16 protein-coding genes and 1 pseudogene are annotated in these 17,568 nt (G+C 65.6%); 10 read left to right on the top strand and 7 right to left on the bottom strand.

Going from position 1 to position 17,568, the window contains the following annotated elements:
* Positions 1-24 precede the first annotated feature (24 nt).
* The gene (locus AC07VS_RS03590; RefSeq protein ID WP_492346888.1) at positions 25-1,020 is read left to right on the top strand and encodes a Bug family tripartite tricarboxylate transporter substrate binding protein; all 996 of its coding nucleotides are present in this window, start codon (positions 25-27) and stop codon (positions 1,018-1,020) included.
* A gap of 76 nt (positions 1,021-1,096) precedes the next feature.
* A complete protein-coding gene (locus tag AC07VS_RS03585; protein WP_494750233.1) occupies positions 1,097-2,842 on the top strand; it encodes an acyl-CoA dehydrogenase family protein in 1,746 nt (581 codons plus the stop codon).
* Between the two features lie 63 nt (positions 2,843-2,905).
* Here the strand turns inward: AC07VS_RS03585 and AC07VS_RS03580 are convergent, their stop codons facing one another.
* Positions 2,906-4,012, bottom strand: coding sequence for a sensor domain-containing diguanylate cyclase (locus AC07VS_RS03580; protein WP_492346886.1), 1,107 nt, complete (start codon positions 4,010-4,012; stop codon positions 2,906-2,908).
* Between the two features lie 366 nt (positions 4,013-4,378).
* Between AC07VS_RS03580 and AC07VS_RS03575 the strand changes: the two genes are divergently transcribed.
* Positions 4,379-7,084 carry a molybdopterin-dependent oxidoreductase gene (locus AC07VS_RS03575; RefSeq protein ID WP_494750232.1) on the top strand — a complete coding sequence of 902 codons (2,706 nt, stop codon included), beginning with the start codon at positions 4,379-4,381 and terminating at the stop codon, positions 7,082-7,084.
* A gap of 64 nt (positions 7,085-7,148) precedes the next feature.
* Positions 7,149-7,451, top strand: a complete 303-nt coding sequence (locus AC07VS_RS03570; protein WP_492346884.1) for a c-type cytochrome — start codon at positions 7,149-7,151, stop codon at positions 7,449-7,451.
* Between the two features lie 106 nt (positions 7,452-7,557).
* Here the strand turns inward: AC07VS_RS03570 and AC07VS_RS03565 are convergent, their stop codons facing one another.
* Together AC07VS_RS03565 and AC07VS_RS03560 are read right to left on the bottom strand one after the other, a co-directional pair.
* On the bottom strand, positions 7,558-8,763 hold the full coding sequence (locus AC07VS_RS03565) for a M20 aminoacylase family protein (protein ID WP_494750231.1): 1,206 nt from the start codon (positions 8,761-8,763) through the stop codon (positions 7,558-7,560).
* 10 nt (positions 8,764-8,773) lie between these two features.
* On the bottom strand, positions 8,774-9,772 hold the full coding sequence (locus AC07VS_RS03560) for a Bug family tripartite tricarboxylate transporter substrate binding protein (RefSeq protein WP_492346882.1): 999 nt from the start codon (positions 9,770-9,772) through the stop codon (positions 8,774-8,776).
* A gap of 111 nt (positions 9,773-9,883) precedes the next feature.
* On the opposite strand from AC07VS_RS03560, the gene AC07VS_RS03555 reads away from it, so the two are divergent.
* Both AC07VS_RS03555 and AC07VS_RS03550 read left to right on the top strand, forming a co-directional pair.
* Positions 9,884-10,783, top strand: coding sequence for a LysR family transcriptional regulator (locus AC07VS_RS03555; protein ID WP_492346881.1), 900 nt, complete (start codon positions 9,884-9,886; stop codon positions 10,781-10,783).
* A gap of 131 nt (positions 10,784-10,914) precedes the next feature.
* The gene (locus tag AC07VS_RS03550) at positions 10,915-12,138 is read left to right on the top strand and encodes an HD-GYP domain-containing protein (RefSeq protein ID WP_492346880.1); all 1,224 of its coding nucleotides are present in this window, start codon (positions 10,915-10,917) and stop codon (positions 12,136-12,138) included.
* A 305-nt stretch (positions 12,139-12,443) separates the two neighbouring features.
* On the opposite strand, the gene AC07VS_RS03545 is transcribed toward AC07VS_RS03550, so the two are convergent.
* The 3 genes from AC07VS_RS03545 to ahpC all read right to left on the bottom strand — a co-directional run bounded on the left by AC07VS_RS03545 (position 12,444) and on the right by ahpC (position 15,071).
* Positions 12,444-12,662 (bottom strand): SlyX family protein, encoded by a 219-nt coding sequence (locus tag AC07VS_RS03545; RefSeq protein WP_492346879.1) that lies wholly within the window; start codon positions 12,660-12,662, stop codon positions 12,444-12,446.
* 103 nt (positions 12,663-12,765) lie between these two features.
* A complete protein-coding gene (gene ahpF / locus AC07VS_RS03540; RefSeq protein WP_494750230.1) occupies positions 12,766-14,334 on the bottom strand; it encodes an alkyl hydroperoxide reductase subunit F in 1,569 nt (522 codons plus the stop codon).
* Positions 14,335-14,507: 173 nt separating this feature from the next.
* Positions 14,508-15,071: an alkyl hydroperoxide reductase subunit C gene (gene ahpC / locus AC07VS_RS03535; RefSeq protein WP_019574930.1), complete on the bottom strand. Its 564-nt coding sequence runs from the start codon at positions 15,069-15,071 to the stop codon at positions 14,508-14,510.
* A 180-nt stretch (positions 15,072-15,251) separates the two neighbouring features.
* Here ahpC and AC07VS_RS03530 point away from each other — a divergent pair, with 180 nt between their 5' ends.
* From AC07VS_RS03530 to AC07VS_RS03515, 4 genes and pseudogenes are all read left to right on the top strand, one after another.
* Positions 15,252-15,713 (top strand): MarR family winged helix-turn-helix transcriptional regulator, encoded by a 462-nt coding sequence (locus tag AC07VS_RS03530; RefSeq protein ID WP_492346877.1) that lies wholly within the window; start codon positions 15,252-15,254, stop codon positions 15,711-15,713.
* Positions 15,714-15,878: 165 nt separating this feature from the next.
* Complete coding sequence (locus AC07VS_RS03525; RefSeq protein ID WP_492346876.1) at positions 15,879-16,190, top strand: winged helix-turn-helix transcriptional regulator; 312 nt, start codon at positions 15,879-15,881, stop codon at positions 16,188-16,190.
* Positions 16,191-16,275: 85 nt separating this feature from the next.
* Positions 16,276-16,620 (top strand): annotated as a pseudogene (locus AC07VS_RS03520) (FKBP-type peptidyl-prolyl cis-trans isomerase); the annotation flags it as partial.
* A 27-nt stretch (positions 16,621-16,647) separates the two neighbouring features.
* Positions 16,648-16,977 (top strand): FKBP-type peptidyl-prolyl cis-trans isomerase, encoded by a 330-nt coding sequence (locus tag AC07VS_RS03515; protein ID WP_492347060.1) that lies wholly within the window; start codon positions 16,648-16,650, stop codon positions 16,975-16,977.
* Positions 16,978-17,000: 23 nt separating this feature from the next.
* On the opposite strand, the gene AC07VS_RS03510 is transcribed toward AC07VS_RS03515, so the two are convergent.
* A complete protein-coding gene (locus AC07VS_RS03510) occupies positions 17,001-17,513 on the bottom strand; it encodes a hypothetical protein (protein WP_492346875.1) in 513 nt (170 codons plus the stop codon).
* Between the last annotated feature and the right edge of the window lie 55 nt (positions 17,514-17,568).

Here is a 17,568-nt window from a genome sequence, read left to right as displayed (position 1 = left end):
TTTCAAAAATAACGGAGACAAATCATGAGCAATCGTCGTCAATTCATCCAGGCCCTGAGCGCCCTCGGCGCCCTGGGCGGCAGCGGCCTGCTGGCCCCCAACGCCTTCGCCCAACTGGTCGACCAGTGCAAGATCTTCTACGGCTTTCCGGCCGGCAGTTCGGGCGACAGCGTGGCCCGCCGCGTGGGCGAGAAGATGGCTGGCACGGCCTTCAGCAAGAACCCCGCGGTCGTCGAGAACAAGCCCGGCGCCGGCGGCCGCATCGCCCTGGAATCGCTCAAGCCCGCACCCGCTGATGGCTCGGTGCTGGCCCTGTCGCCCTTCTCGGCCCTGGCCATCTACCCGCACATCTACAGCAAGATGAACTACGAGATGAAGGACTTCGTGCCTGTCTCGATCGGCGCCGTGATGCACCATGGCCTGGCCGTGGGCCCGCTGGTGCCGGCCAGCGTGAAGACGCTCAAAGACTTCCTGGCCTGGGCCAAGGCCAACCCCAAGGATGCCAGCTATGGCTCGCCGGGCGCCGGCTCCACGCCGCACTTTCTGGGCGCCCTGCTGGGCCTGAACAGCGGCGTCGAGATGCGCCACGTGCCCTACCGCGGCTCCATCCCCGGCGTGACCGACCTGGTGGGCGGGCAGATTGCCGCCATGCTGACCCCCAGCGGCGACTTCATCGCCAATGCCAAGGCCGGCAAGCTGCGCATCCTGGCCACCTCGGGCGAAAAGCGCTCGCCCTTCCTGCCCGACGTGGCCACCTTCGCTGAGCAGGGCTTTGCCGACCTGACCACCGAAGAATGGTTCGGCTTCTACGCCCCGGCCAAGACCCCTGCGCCGGTGGTTGCTGCAGCCAACGCCGCGATCAACGCTGCCCTCAAGGAGAAGATCGTGATCGACAGCCTGGCGCTGGTCGGCCTGATCGCCCAAGGCTCGACCGCCGAGGAGATGGGCCGCTCGCAAAAGCACGAGTTCGAGCGCTGGGGCCCCCTGGTCAAGCGCATCGGTTTCAGCGCCGAATCGTGATCGCGTGACCTCCTGATCCCGCCATGGGGCCCCGCGGGGCCCCTTGTTGTCTTAGCCCACCCACTTTCTCCGCACCATGTCTTCCTCTTACCAGCCCCGCCCCGCCGACAACGCCTTCTTGCTGTTCAACGTGCTGCAGGCGCCGCAGCAACTGGCGCCACTGTCCGCCCTGACCGAGGCCGACCAGGCCTTGATGGCGCAGGTGCTGGACGAAGCCGGCAAGTTTGTCGGCGAGGTGGTGGCCCCTTTGTCGCGTGACGGCGACGAGATCGGCTGCCGCTGGGAGGCCGGCCGCGTCACCACCCCACCGGGCTTTCGCGAGGCCTACCAGGCCTTCTGGCAGGCCGGCTGGCCCGCCCTGGCCGGCGCGGCGGAGGACGGTGGCCAGGGCCTGCCCTGGGTGCTGGAAGGCGTGCTTTATGAATGGCTGAGTGCCGCCAACCACGGCTGGACCATGGCACCGGGCCTGCTGCATGGCGCCTACGAATGCATCAAGCACCACGCCTCGGACGAACTCAAGGCGCGCTACCTCGACAAGGTGGCCAGCGGGGAGTGGCTGGCCACCATGTGCCTGACCGAACCCCATGCCGGCAGCGATCTGGGTCTGGTGCGCACCCAGGCGCAGCCGGTCGAAGACGGCAGGCTGCCCGGCGAACATCGACTCAACGGCAGCAAGATCTTCATCTCGGGCGGCGAGCACGATCTGACCGACAACATCGTGCACCTGGTGCTGGCCCGCCTGCCCGGCGCGCCGGCCGGGCCCAAGGGCCTGTCGCTGTTCCTGGCGCCGAAGTTCTTGCCAGATGGCTCGCGCAACGGCGCGCACTGTGATCGCATCGAAGAAAAAATGGGCCTGCACGGCAGCCCCACCTGCGTGATGCGCTTTGAAGACGCCACCGGCTGGCTGGTGGGCCAAGCCGGCGCCGGCCTGAACGCCATGTTTGTGATGATGAATGCGGCGCGTCTGCACGTGGCCCTGCAAGGGATCGGCCTGCTGGACGCCGCCTGGCAGAAGGCCGATGCCTACGCCCATGAGCGCCGCCAGATGCGCGCGCCCGGGCCCCGCCCCGCCTCGCGTGGCGACAAGGACAGCGCCGACCTGCTGATCGAGCACCCGGCCATGCGCCGCATCCTGGACGTGCAGCGGGCCTGGATCGACGGCGGCCGCCTGCTGGCCTACCGCACCGGTCTGGCCCTGGACATCGCCCGCCACCACCCCGACGCGGACGAGCGCGCCCAGGCCCAGCGCTGGTGCAGCCTGGTCACCCCGGTGTTGAAAGCGGCCTGGACGCACCAGGCCTTTTACGGCGCCAGCGAATGCCTGCAGGTGTTCGGCGGCCACGGCTACGTGCGCGAATGGGGCATCGAGCAGATCGTGCGCGACTCGCGCGTGGCCATGATCTATGAGGGCACCAACGAGATCCAGGCCATCGACCTGCTGCAGCGCAAGGTGCTGCCTGACGGCGGTGAGGCGTTGGGGGCCCTGCTGCTGTCACTGCGCGCCACCCTGGATGCCAGCCGCCCCTTCGATGCCGAGGTGCTGCGCCGTCTGGCCGAAATGCGTTACCTGAGCACCACGCTGGCCGCGGCCTGCGCAAATGACCCGATGCTGGCCAGCCTGAGCGCCGACGACTACCTGCGCGCCGTGGCCCTGGTGCTGCTGGCCTGGGCCTGGGCCCAGATCGAACACACCCCGGGCGCCGACGGCGCACGCTGGCAAGGGCCTTTGCAGGCACTGCAGCAGCGCGTGATGCCTGAGTTCGACATGCGACTGAAGATGATCCGCCAGCAGATCCCGGCCACCCCGCTGCACCCGGCCTGAGGCGGCCCCCCATCAGATCGGGGCCGCTGCAAGCCTCGATTCAGCCCCGGTCGACGCGCAGGCTCAAGCTGGCTCCAGGGGCAGCGCGGGCTCGTCGTACCGCAGCGGCTGCGCCAGCTCGACCCGGTTGCGCCCCCGACTCTTGGCCCGGTAAAGGGCCTTGTCGGCCGCAGCCAGCAGCTCACCCGGCAATTGCCCATGCTCCGGGTAGGACGCCACCCCCGCCGACAGCGTGATGCGCAGGCGCTGCCCTTCAATCAGCAACAGGGACGAAGCCAGGCTCTCGCGGTAGTGCTCAGCGCGCTGCAGCGCCGCCGCCACCGGCATGTTGGGCAGCATCAGCAGAAATTCCTCACCCCCATGGCGGCACACCACGTCACTGGCCCGCGAATCATGGCTCAGTAAAAATGCCACGCGCCGCAACACCTCATCGCCCACGGGGTGGCCTGCGTTGTCATTGACTTTCTTGAAGTGATCGATGTCGATCACGATCAGTGCCAGAGGCTGGCCCTCGCGTTGGCAGCGGATCAGCTCGCGGCCCAGCGTGGCATCCAGAAAGCGCCGATTGAACAGGCCGGTGAGCGAATCCCGGTTGGCCTGCTCGCTGAGGCGCACCTGCAGCACCTGGTTCTCGGCCAATTGACGCTGGAGCGCCCGCTCGCTGTCGGTCAGGCGCAGGCGGATCGCATGCAGCTTGCGGGTGCGGTCGTTGGCGCCATGGGCAAAGGCCAGCAGGTAACCCGACAAGGCCAGCATGCACAAGGCTGTCGGCACCGGGGCCAGATCAGGCTGAAAGCGAAAGCCATGCACCAGCACGGCCAAAACCGCTCCGCCCCCCTGCAGCAACACGGAGATCAGCAGGCCCCTGGGGCCCTTGAAGGCCGCCAGGTTCATGGCACCGCAGACACACAGGGCATAGGCCAGCCACAGAGGCGCCCCCAGCCAGGCCACCCAAAAGCCGATGGCCAGTGAATCGACGGTCAGTGTTCTCAATTCAAAGGCCAGTGGATCCTTGGCCAGGCGGGCCAGCAGATAGGCCAGTTGGGGGTACAGCACAAACTGCAGGCCCAAACCAGCCCACCAGAACCAGGGCCAGGGGCTTGCCCACCACTGCCATGCGACCACCACCATCACCGCAAGCCAGGACACGGCGCGGTTGCGGTAATTCATGCGAACCACCCAATGCGGGGGGCGTGGCGGAAAGGGCGACATGGGCAGCAGACAGGCCAGATATCAGAGTCTTCAACTGTATCAGTTGGTAACCAAACCTGCACCCGGACTGAAGGCCTTGCAAAGCGGCCCACAGGCCGTTGCCAGCGCCACCCCATGGCCGCAATTTTGTGGGTGCCAGCCCTCGCCCCGGCAGCGAGGCCGCGCCCTCAAGACCACTCATCAAGCCTGAGCAGCAACAGGTCCGACACATCGTGTGAGGCAATGTAAGTAATTTCAATTTTTAGCGGCAAATCTTGACGCTTTAAAGGCAGTTCTTAGCATCTGACGAACGAAAGAAAGACCACAACCGCGATAGGGGACTTTATGAATTTCACTCGCCGTCAATGGATGGGGGCCAGCGCCGTCGGCCTGCTGGGGGCCCTGGGAGCCGGGACCAGGCTGTCACCGCTGGCGCAGGCCATGGCCGCCACGTCGCCAGAGGCTGCAGGCCTGGACGGGCTTGCCTCGTTCACTGGACAAGTCACCCATGCGACCCACTACGGGCCCTTGATCGCCACGGTCCAGAACGGCCGGCTCGTCAAGGTGGAGGCCCAGGCGACCGACAAGCGCCCCACCCCCATGCTGACCGAGGGCGTGCTGGATCGGACCTACGACAAGACCCGCATCGCGGGCCCGATGGTGCGCAAGTCCTACCTGGAGTGGGAAATGAACGGGCGCAAGGGCAGCAACAAACCTGAGCTGCGCGGGCGCGACGAATGGGTGCAGGTGAGCTGGGACACCGCACTGGGTCTGACCGCCAAGGCCATCCTGGACACCATCGAAAAGCACGGCAATGAGGGCTGCTTTTCCAGCTCCTACGGCGGTTGGTCCCATGCGGGCATCTTCCGGCCCAACGTGCTGCAGGGGCGCTTTTTCAACCTGCTGGGCGGCTCGTCGATCACCACGGGCGACTACTCGGCCGGTGCAGGGCAGATCATCATGCCGATGGTCATCGGCGACATGGAGGTCTACTCCGCCCAGACCGCCTGGGAACAACTGCGCGATCACACCGAACTGGTGGTCTTCATCGGTTGCGACCCCGACAAGAACAACCGCATCGAGTACACCGTCTGCGATCACGAGATGTATGCCGGCTGGGATGCCATCAAGCAGGCCGGCTGCCGCTTCGTCTCCATCAACCCGCAACTCACCACCACCGACGAGAAGATGGGCTCGGAATGGGTGCGCATCATCCCCAACACCGACACCGCGCTGTTCCTGGCCATGGGCTACCACCTCATCAGCCAGAACAAGCACAACCAGGCGTTCATCGACCGGTACACCGTCGGCTTCGATCGCTACCGTGCCTACCTCGAAGGCAAGGACGCCGATGGCTCGCCCCCCAAGACGCCCGAATGGGCCGCGGCCATCACAGGCATCCCGGCCGCCAAGATCCGCGCACTGGCCGAGTTGATGGCCTCCAAGCGCACCCAGCTGTGCGGCTCGTGGGCCATCCAGCGCGCCCACCACGGCGAGATGCCTTACTGGGCCATCGTCAACTTTGCCTGCATCCTGGGCAACATCGGCCTGCCGGGTCAGGGCGTGGGCTTCTCGTGGCACTACGGCGGTGGCGGCATGGCTCAATCGGGTGGCACGGCACCCACAGGGCTGTCGCAGGGCCGCAATCCGGTCCGCAAGATCTGCCCTGCCTCACGCATCAACGACATGCTGCTCAACCCCGGCAAAGAGTTCACCTACAACGGCAGTCGCTACACCTACCCCGAGGTCAAGCTGATCTACAACGCAGGCAACAACCTGTTCTCGCACCAGCAAGACCTGAACGAACTGGCCCGGGCCCTCCAGACCGTGGACACCTACATCTGCCAGGAACCCTGGTGGAATGGCTCGGCACGCTGGGCTGACATCGTGCTGGCGGCCACCACCACCCTGGAACGCAACGACATCTCCTCGGCCGGCACCTACAGCATCGACAAGGTCTATGCGATGAAGCAGGTGGTTGCACCGCAGCACGATGCGCTGGACGACTTCGAGATCTTCCGCCGCCTGTCTGCACTGTGCGGGGTCGAATACGCCTTCACAGAAGGCAAAACGGCACTGGACTACGTCAAGACGGCCTACGAGGCCAGCAGTGCGGCCAAACACACGCCGTTTGACCAATTCTGGGCCGAAGGCATCGCTCGCATTCCCGTGCCCGCAGCGGCTCATCAGTGGGTGCGTCATGGCGACTTCCGTCAGGACCCGCAAAAGCATCCGCTGCACACCACCAGCGGCAAGGTGGAGATGTACTCCAGCACGATCGAGAAAATGAACATTCCCGACATGCCACCCATGCCCAAATGGCAAGCCCCTGCCGAGTACCTGGGCAACGCCCGCAAGGGCCAGGTGCATGTGGTCAGCCCGCACCCCTACTGGCGCCTGCACTCGCAGATGAACAACTCCGAAACGCTGCGCAAGCGCTACACGGTACAGACCCGCGAGCCCCTGACCCTCAGCCCCGAGGACGCCAAGGCACACGGCATCCAGGATGGCGATCTGGTGGAGCTCTACAACGAGCGCGGTGCCGTGGTGGTCGGCGCCCGGGTGTCCGACAAGATCATGCCCGGTGTGGTCAGCCTGTACGAAGGCGCCTGGCCACAGCTGGACAGCAAGGGGCGCTGCAACAACGGCCTGATCAACTTCCTGACCTCCAGCCGCCAGGCCAGTGGCCTGACCCAGGCCACGACAGCCAACACCTGTGTCGCCTCGATCCGCAAATGCACCGATGCTGACCCCGGCGGCACCCGGGCCTTTCAGCCGCCTAGGATCACGCGCAGCGATGTCCACTTTGACGAGAAGTTCTTCGGTGCCGACCGGGCATTTGCCTTGCGTGAAAAAGCCACGGCCTCGTTGACGCCAGCCGAAAAGATCTTCTACCAACGCTGCACGGTCTGCCACGGCCCACGCGATCCAGGCCAGTTCACCGAAAAGCAATGGCTGGGCATCACGCCCAGCATGTTCCAACGGGCCGGACTGAACGATGACGAACGCAAGATGGTGCTCGACTTCCTGCTGAAGAACGCCAAGCACTGAGCGCCCCCCCTATCCCCTCCATCCCACCCCATCCCCTGCACCCATCCCTAGAAGGAGTTCTGACATGTACCGTGTTTCATTGATTTTGGCCGCCGCCCTGGCGGCAGCCCCCGCCATGGCCGACCAGGCCCTGGCCACCAGCAAGGCCTGCATGGCCTGCCACTCGGTCGACAAGAAAATGGTCGGCCCGGCCTTCAAGGATGTGGCGGCCAAGTACGCGGGCCAGAAAGACGCCCCGGACAAACTGGCCGCCAAGGTCATCAAAGGCGGCTCAGGTGTCTGGGGACCGGTGCCGATGCCACCCAATGCACAGGTCAACGAGGCCGACGCCAAGAAGCTGGTGAACTGGGTGTTGTCACAGAAGTAAGCCCCGCCCAAGCGCCCGCTCCCAAGCGGGCGCAGCCTCCCCCCGGCCCTGGCGGTCGCGGCCCGAGCGCCGGGCTGGGCAGGCCGTGTGCCTGGGGTGGCAGGCGTCAGGCCAGAAAACGCTGCGCCAGCAAGGCCCAGTAAGCCGCCCCTCGCACCAGGTTGCGGTCATTGAAGTCATAGCCCGGGTTGTGCACCATGCAGGCACAGTGCCCGGCAAACGGGTGGCCTGCATCTTGCCCGTCACCATTGCCGATCAGCAGGTAGCTGCCCGGCACTTTTTCAAGCATGAAAGCAAAGTCTTCGCTGCCCGGCAGGGCCGGTGCCTGCAGCGTGACCTGCTGCGGCCCGATCAGCTCCAAAGCCACCTCGCGCGCCAGCGCGGTCTCGGCCGCCGTGTTGACCAGCACGGCATAGCCATCGCGGTAGTCAACCGTGGCCGAACAGCCAAAGCTCGCGGCCTGCGCCTGGGCCAGCGCGGTGATGCGCTCGCGCAGCAGGGTTCGCACCTGGCGGTCCAGGGCGCGCACACTGAGTTTGAGCGTGGCGGTCTCGGGGATCACGTTGTTGGCCTGCCCGGCGTGGAAGGACCCCACCGTGACCACCGCCATGCCCAGGGGGTCGACGTTGCGCGACACCACCGTCTGCAGGGCCATCACCAGGCTGGCCCCGGCCACCACGGGGTCGGCGGCGCGGTGCGGCATGGCGCCATGCCCCCCCATGCCATGCAGGGTGATCTCGACATAGTCAGACGAGGCCATGGCCGGGCCTTCGCGCAGGGCCAGATGCCCTTGCGGGTAGCCTGGCATGTTGTGCATGGCAAACACGGCATCGCAAGGGAACTGCTCGAACAAGCCATCCTGCATCATCCGAACCGCACCGCCCAGCCCCTCTTCGGCGGGCTGAAAGATCAGGTTCAGCGTGCCATCAAATCGCTCTGACTCGGCCAGCAGTTTCGCCGCCGCCAGCAGCATGGCCGTGTGCCCATCGTGCCCGCAGGCGTGCATCACCCCCGCGTGCTGGCTGGCGTGGGGCAGGCCACTGGTCTCGGTGATGGGCAGGGCGTCCATGTCGGCGCGCAGGCCCAGGCGCCGGGTGCCCCTGCCGCGGCGCAGTTGGCCCACCACCCCGGTGCCGCCCAGACCACGGGTGACCTGATAACCCCAGCGCTGCAGGGCTTCGGCCACGCGCTCGCTGGTGCGGTGCTCCTCAAAGCCCAGTTCGGGGTGTTGGTGGATGTCGCGGCGCCAGGCCTCGAACTCGGGGGCCAGGGCCTGGGCACTCGCCAGCAGGTCAGCAATGTCGATGCTCATGTCCCGGTCCTTACTGGGGCTGCAGCTGGATGGTCTTGGCCAGGGCCCTGAACTGAGCTGTGCCATCGGCATAAGCCTGCGCGGCCTCCTGCAGGCTCAGGGGGCGTGACACCTGCTGGCTCTGGGCCTCCAGCCCGGCGCGCACAGCGGGATCCGACAAGGTGGCGGTGAGCGCCTTGTACAGCGTCTGCACAATGGGTTCAGGCGTGTCCTTGCGCACGAAGTAACCGGTCCAGAGCTTGTAGCTGAAGTCTTTCAAGGCCCGGCTCTCGCGCAGCGTGGGCACCTGCTTGAGGCCCTCCAGCCGCTCCTCACTGAGGGTGGCGACAAACTTGAGGCGCCCCTGCTGCACCATCTCGAGCTGCGCCTTGCCAAACACGGTGATGAAAATGTCGACCTGGCCCCCCATCAGGTCCGTGAAGGCCGGTGCCCCGCCCTTGTAAGGCACATGGGTCATGGGCACGCCCAGGGTGTGCGACATGTGCTCGCCCATGAAATGGTAGAACGAGCCCGGCCCCACGCTGGCATAGGTGAGCGGGCGCCCCTCGCGGGCCACCCGGGCGGCATAGGCGGCCAGTTCGTCGCCATTGCTGACGGGCAGGTCAGCACGCGCGATGACGGCCAGCGGGGCCACCGAGATCATCTGCAGCAGGCGGAAGTCCTCGCTCTTGAACTTGACGGCCGCGTTGGCCAATGGCGACAGGATCAGCTCATTGGGCGACCCCTGAAACAGCAGGTAGCCGTCGGCAGGCGCAGTCAGGGTCTTCTGGGCTGCAATCGCGCCACTGACACCCCCCAGGTTCTCGACCACCACCGGCTGACCCAGGTGCTTGCCCAGGGCCGTGTTCACGGTGCGCGCGATGACATCAGACACCCCACCCGCAGGGTACGGCACCATCAACGTGACGGGGCGCTGCGGAAAGCTCTGGGCCCAGCTGCCGCCAGCCAGGGTCACGGCCGCCAGGGCCAGGCCGGTTTTCAGGGACGCACGACGAAGAATCGATTTCATGGGGTTCCTTGCCATCAAGTAAGAGATGAGGAGTCCATGCTAGAAATGCTCAGAAGATGTGTCCAATGCATAATTTTCCTGAAACCCATTCAATCACCTCATACCAAAGCCATGGACCTGCGCCAACTCCAGCATCTGATCTGCCTGGCTGAAACGGGCTCGTTCAGTCGGGCTGCCGAACAACTGCACCTGACCCAATCGGCCCTGAGCCGCAGCATCCAGGCCCTGGAGCGCACGCTGGATGCCCGGCTGATCGACCGGCTGGGCAAACGCAACGAGCTCACGCCGCTGGGCGAGGTGGTGGTCACGCATGGGCGACGCATGTTGTTCGAGGCCGACGAACTGAAGGAGAACCTGAAACGCCTGGCCCAGGGGGGGCTGGGCTCGCTGCGGCTGGGCCTGGGCTCGGGCCCTGGGGCCTTGCTGATGACGCCCTTGCTGAGCCACATGGCGCGCGAGCACCCCGCGGTGCGGGTCAGCGTCTCGCGCGGGCCCACCGAGCTTCAGTTGCAGATGCTGCGCGCGCGCCAACTCGATGCGCTGGTCATCGACCTGCGCCGCGTGGTACCCGCCGACGATCTGCAGATTGAATCTCTGATCGAACTGAGCGCCGGCTTCATCTGCCGTGCCAGCCACCCTCTGGCCGGGCGCGGCAGCCTGGCCTTTGATGAACTGCTGGCCTACCCGATTGCCACCACCCCGCTGAGCGATGAGGTGGCCCGCCTGCTGGTCGACCGGTATGGCGTGCAGGCCCACCCGGAGCGCCTGGCCTCGCTGCGCTGTGAAGATGTGAGCAGCCTGGTGGACACGACCCTGAACACGGATGCGATCTTTTTGGGCGTGCAGGCGGCTGCCAAGGCCCACCTGCAATCAGGCGCGCTGGTGGCCCTGCCCGTGCACCCCCCTCTGCTGGCCACGGCACGCTTCGGCCTCATTACCCTGCGCGGGCGCACCCCTTCGCCGGTCATGCACCTGCTGCGCCAGTTTGTGGACCAGCACCTTTGCGAGTGAGGGCGCGGTGGCGATCGGCACGCCCGAGACAGGGCCGGTCATAGACAGGTCACTGGCAGGTAAAGGCCCCGCTGATGCCCGGTTAAGGTCTGTTGAAGCGCTGACATCCTGTCACATAATCAACGCCACCCATGAAATTAGCGCCCGTCAGCTTCAGCAACATTCCGCTCGGTCGCCCGCTGCCCTTCGGCCTGCACAATGCCGACGGGACCTTGCTGGCCAGTCGCGGCTACATCTTCACCGAACGCGAGGCACTGGACACCCTGGCGGCCCACGGCACCCTGTTTGTCGACCCACAGGAGGTGCGCCAGTACCGCCGTGCGATGGAGGCCCAGATGCATGCGATGGTGAACGACAAAAACACCACGCTGGGCCAGATTGCCGACACCCAGATCATGGCGCCGGATCTGATGACCGCCGCCCCCAAGACGACGGACGAATACAGCGACGCCGACGCCCCGATCGACTGGCTGGACATGCAAAGCCGCGCCAACGCGATCATGCGCGACCCGCGCAGCCAACGCTTCATGTTCCGCCTGGACAAGCTGCAACGCGACCTCAGCCGCATGCTGCGCAGCAACCCCGACACGGTGCTGTTTGCGCTGATCCACCTGACGGCCAGTGAGACCCGCTTCTACAGCGCCACCCATGCCATGCTGGTGTGCGCCATGTGCTCGCTGGCCGCGCGCGACGTGCTGAACTGGTCGCCCGAGCTGGAGACCTCGATGGTGCGGGCCTGCCTGACCATGAACATCGGCATGACCGAGCTGCAGGACCAGTTGACCCAGCAGCACGACCCGCCCACACCCGAACAACGTGCCGTGATCGACCAGCACCCCGAGCGTTCGGTGAATCTGCTGCGTGACCGCGGCGTGCAGGATGCCGTCTGGCTGGATGCCATCAGCCTGCACCACGACGCCATGGCGGGCCCTTTGGGCGGGCGCAGCGCGGCCGAGCAGATCGCCCGGCTGATCCACCGGGCTGACGGTTTCGCGGCCCGCTTGTCACCTCGGGCCACACGCCCTCCCATGGCGCCGTCGGCAGCCATGCATGCCACCTATTTCGATGAGCGCAAGAAGGTGGATGAGGCCGGCGCCTCACTGATCAAGGCCGTGGGCATCTACCCCCCGGGGTCGTTCGTGAAACTGGCCAGCAACGAGGTGGCGACCGTGGTGCGCCGTGGCGCCAACACCCTCACACCGCGCGTGGCCGTGCTGGTGAACCGCGAAGGCATGCCCATGCTGGAGCCGGCCATCCGCGACACGCGGGTGAGCGATTTCCGCATCCTGTCGAGCGTGAACTACCGCGACATCCGGGTGCGGACGGACCTGGTGCGCCTGCTGGCGTTGACTTAGCCCCCAGAGCTTGATCCCCCCTGAGCCGCCTTCGGCGCCACCGTGCGGCCGCGAGACGCGGACGCTCTTCGCCCTGTCCAGCCCTGCGCAGGCAGGCCTGGAGCCGCAGGGCTCAGCCCCCAAGGGGGACGACACCCATGGCCTGGCAAAGCCAGCTCCATGGTGTCCGCTGGCATGGCCTGCTCCGCGGCCCTTTGAACGGTGAGGCCGGTGCTCGCTCAGACTCCATGCTCAACACCCGGCATCAGCGTTGGGCACTTGATCCCGCCCCAGAGACGGGAGACTCCATCTGTCCTACAAAGCGCTCAATAGTGAGGCGGCAGTTCGTCGCGCAGGCTGGTGCCGCGCTGCACGCCGCTGTCGGGGGTCTGGCGGCGCAGTTCGTGCACTTCGCGGATCAGGGCATCAATCTGCTCCTGCTGGCGGAACACGGTCTGGTTGAGTTGTTCCAGCAGGTCTTCGTTGAAGCTGGTCTTGATTTCCAGCTCGGTCAGCCGGCTGTCGATGTGGGCAGGGATATCCATGCCCCGATTGGACCTGAAAAATCAGCGCCGCAGATGACAAAACCCCACACCTGCGAGGCAGGTGTGGGGTGGCGTCGTTCAATTCAAATCAACTCAGCGCGGCTCAGGCGATCGCCGGGGTGCGGATCAGGTGATCGAAGGCACTCAAGGCGGCCTTGGCACCGTCTCCTGCCGCGATCACGATCTGCTTGTAAGGCACCGTGGTGCAGTCCCCCGCAGCCAGCACGCCGGGCAGGTTGGTCTGGCCCTTGGCGTCGACCACGATCTCGCCGAAGCGCGACAGCTCGACCGTGCCCTTGAGCCACTCGGTGTTGGGCACCAGGCCGATCTGCACAAACACCCCCTCGAGGGCCACCAGTTGCTCTTCGCCGCTGACGCGATCCTTGTAGCGCAGGCCATTGACCTTGCCGTAGGCCCCGGTGATCTCGGTGGTCTGGGCATTGGTGTGCACCACCACATTGGGCAGGCTGTGCAGCTTCTTGACCAGCACGGCGTCAGCCTTCAGCTCAGGCGCAAACTCGATCACGGTCACGTGGCGAACCACACCGGCCAGATCGATGGCCGCCTCGATACCCGAGTTGCCGCCACCAATCACCGCCACGTCCTTGCCCTTGAACAAGGGGCCATCGCAGTGCGGGCAATAGGCCACGCCCTTGTTCTTGTACTCGGCCTCGCCGGGCACGTTGACATTGCGCCAGCGTGCGCCTGTCGACAGGATCACGGTCTTGGCCTTGAGGCTGCCGCCATTGGCCAGCACCACCTCGGTCAAACCGCCGGGCTGGGCAGCGGGGATCAGCTTGTCGGCGCGCTGCAGGTTCATGATGTCCACGTCGTAGGCCCGGGTGTGGGCCTCCAGGGCCGCGGCGAACTTGGGGCCATCGGTCTCGAGCACCGAGATGTAGTTCTCGATGGCCAGCGTGTCGTTGACCTGGCCGCCGAAACGCTCGGCCGCCACCCCCACGCGGATGCCCTTGCGGGCCGCGTACACCGCCGCGGCGGCGCCGGCCGGGCCTCCGCCTACCACCAGCACATCGTACGGGGCCTTGGCCGACAGCTTGGCGGCGTCGCGGGCCGCAGCACCGGTGTCCAGCTTGGCCACGATCTCTTCCACGGTCATGCGCCCCGAGGCAAACACGTCGCCATTCAGGAACACCATGGGCACGGCCATGATTTCGCGGCGCGTGACTTCCTCCTGGAAGGCACCGCCTTCGATGACGGTGGTCTTGATGCGCGGGTTGAGGATGGCCATGAGCGACAGCGCCTGCACCACGTCCGGGCAGTTGTGGCAGCTCAGGCTCATGTAGACCTCGAAGTTGTAATCGCCATCCAGGGCCTGGATCTGCTCGATCACATCTGCCTCGACCTTGGGCGGGTGACCACCGGTCCACAGCAGCGCCAGCACCAGCGAGGTGAACTCATGGCCCAGCGGCAGACCGGCAAAGCGCAGTTGGCTGCTGCTGCCCACGCGCTGCAGGCTGAACGAGGGACGGCGGGCATCGCTGCCATCGGTGCGCAGGCTGATCTTGTCAGCACGCAGCGACTGGATGGTCTGCAGCAGTTGCAGCATCTCGCGGGCGGTGTCGCTGTCGTCGAGGGACGCCACCAGCTCAAACGGTTGCGTCACGCGCTCCAGGTAGGCGGCGAGTTGGGTCTTGAGTTGGTCGTCGAGCATGATGGCTTCCTTCTTGAATTCGGTTGGGGGCGCTGCGGACAGGCACCGGGGACATCCACCGGGGCGCGCGCCAATTTTTGGGCGAAAAAAAGCCGGACGGCATGGCGCAGGGCCATGACGCTGTCCGGCGGGGGAGCACGCCGCGGCGTGCTCGGCCGTCATCCGGCAGTGACTTAGATCTTGCCGACCAGGTCGATCGACGGAGCGATGGTCTTGGCGCCTTCATTCCACTTGGCGGGGCAGACTTCGCCGGGGTGAGCGGCGGTGTACTGGGCAGCCTTCAGCTTGCGCACGGTTTCCTTGACATCGCGAGCGATTTCGTTGGAGTGGATTTCGCTGGTCTTGATCAGCAACTCGGGGTTGATGATGAAGGTGCCGCGCAGTGCCAGGCCTTCTTCAGGGATGTGCACGCCGAAAGCGTTGGTCAGGGCGTGGGTCGGGTCGCCGACCAGGGGGAACTTGGCCTTGCCGACAGCAGCCGAGGTTTCGTGCCAAACCTTGTGCGAGAAGTGGGTGTCGGTGGTGACGATGTAGACCTCGGCGCCAGCCTTCTGGAATTCAGCGTAGTTGTCGGCGGCGTCTTCGATTTCGGTCGGGCAGTTGAAGGTGAAGGCGGCCGGCATGAAGATCAGAACCGACCACTTGCCCTTCAGGCTTTGCTCGGTGACTTCGATGAACTTGCCATTGTGGAAAGCCTGGGCCTTGAAGGGTTGGACTTGGGTGTTGATCAGGGACATTGCTGTTTCCTCACTTGGGGTTGGTTGAACGACAGCCGTGACTTTATCGCAGCCGAAGCCATTGAGCCCATTAATTGATCGTATTCATACGATTACATATAACTATCATTGGGCGCCATTTGTCACCACAGAGTCACAAGCCGCTGCAGTCGGCCCTGGGCTTGCCGCCACAATGGCGGCATGGCTACGAAGAAACCTGCCCCCTCTGTTGCCGTGGAAAGCGTGGACACCCGCTACCTCGAAACCCTGATGGGCTACAACGCCCGCCGCGCCGCACTGACGATCATCGAGGTCTTCATGGAGCGCATGTCGGTCTATGGACTCAAGGTGGTCGACTTCTCGGTGCTGTCACTGGTCGCGCACAACCCGGGCATCACCTCGCGCCAGTTGTGCACCACCCTCAACATCCTGCCGCCCAACCTGGTCGGCATCATCGCCAGCATGGACCGGCGCGGCCTGATCGAGCGCAGGCCCCACCCCAGTGATGGCCGGGCGATGGGTCTGCACCTGACTGACGCCGGCCTGGCCTTGATGAAAGACGCCGAACAGACCGCCGCCGACCTCGAAGACGATGCCACCAGCCGGCTCACGGCCAACGAACGCAAAACCCTGATCCGGCTGCTGCAGAAGATCTACCTCTGACCCGCCCGAGCGCCAGCCAGCGCCCGGATCCGGGCTTGATTCAGGCTGAATCGGCAGCTATGAAAGACGTAGCAGACTGTGCAATTTGGGCTATAGTCGCGCCGTGATGGCAGGCGACCGCCCGATGCGCCCGCCCGTCCAGCGCATCAGCCGGAGATTGCGACCATGAGTGCCAAGGAAGTCAGCGCCATCAGCCAGTTGTTCGACCTGCTTGAATCGCGTTATGCATTGCGCGTGTTGTGGGCCTTGCGCGACGAACACGCCCAGACCTTCCGGCTGCTGCAGGACAGCGTCGGTGGCATCACCCCCAACACCCTCAACACCCGGCTGAAAGAACTGCGCGAGGCCGGTCTGGTCGACCACGGTCCCAGCGGCTACCTGGTCACGGACAGTGGCAAGGACCTGCTGCGGCGCCTGCACGATGTGCAACCCTTTGCCGCTCGCTGGGCGGCCCACCGGGCCCGGCGCACCGCCTAGGCACGACCCTCCCAGCCGGGGCGCGTCCTGGGTTTCAGGGATAATCCTGGCTCTCGAATTGAAGCACTTGACGCAAGGAAATCCAATGCCCACCACTCCCTCTGGCCTGCAATACGAAGACACCACGGTTGGCGAGGGCGCAGCAGCGCGCGCCGGCGTCGAGGTGATCGTGCACTACACCGGCTGGCTCTACGAAAACGGCGTTCAAGGCGCCAAGTTCGACTCCAGCGTCGACCGCAACGACCCGTTTGAATTCGCCCTGGGGGCCGGCATGGTCATCAAGGGTTGGGACGAAGGCGTGCAGGGCATGAAGGTTGGCGGCAAACGCACCCTGATCATCCCGCCCGAGCTGGGCTACGGTGCGCGCGGTGCGGGCGGCGTGATCCCGCCCAACGCCACCCTGAAATTCGATGTCGAGCTGCTGGGTGTGGAATCCCCCGAATCGGCCAGCGCCGACCTGCAGATCGTGGACACCGTGGTCGGTGACGGTACCGAGGCCGTGGCCGGCCGCAAGGTGCGTGTGCACTACACCGGCTGGCTGTACAACAGCGGCGCCCAAGGTGCCAAGTTCGACTCCAGCGTGGACCGCAATTCGCCGTTTGAATTCCACCTGGGTGCCGGCATGGTCATCAAGGGCTGGGATCTGGGCGTGCAAGGCATGAAAGTGGGTGGCAAGCGCACCCTGATCATCCCGGCCAAGCTGGGCTATGGTGCCCGCGGCGCCGGTGGCGTGATCCCGGGCAATGCCACCCTGAAGTTCGACGTCGAACTGCTGGCTGTCGCCTGAGCCTGATCCCGGGCCCGGAGCGCTCAGCCCAGCAGGGCGCGCTCCAGGGCCCGGTACTGGGTGGCCCCCACCGCTTCGCGGATGCGCGGCGCCACCGACAGCAGGGCCTGGTAATTGCCCGCAGCCTCCACCGCCAGGTTGAGGCGAAACCCCCGCAAGCCCAGAGAGGCCGTCAGCGCCACCGCCACCGGGTAGGCGTCATTGAAACGCTGGCGCTCGCTGCGAGCACTGTCATGCGGCAGCAGGGACAATGAAAAATCAACCGCGGCCTCCCCCTCTTCGAAGGGTTCTGGCCCCTTGGGCAAAGGGCTGGCCACCGACTCGACCGCGACCGGGCTGACCTGGGCCAGCAAGCCCGACGCCAGCATGTGCCGGACATCGGCCTGGGTGATGCCCAGCGCGGTGGTGGCCAGCAGGACCTCATCCAGCCGCCGCACCCCGTCAAACAGGATGAAGGCAGACCGCTGACGAGGCGTCAGCACCGGGTCGCGTGCCTTGAAAAGGCGTTGACCCAATTCGGTCTTGGTATAGATCATCGGCAGTGTGCGTTGCGGGAACAGGTCTGTGCAGGCCCACCGGGGCCTGCCGCAT

This window comes from Curvibacter sp. GW821-FHT01G03, assembly GCF_059422285.1.
This window is presented reverse-complemented; position numbering and strand designations above follow the sequence as displayed.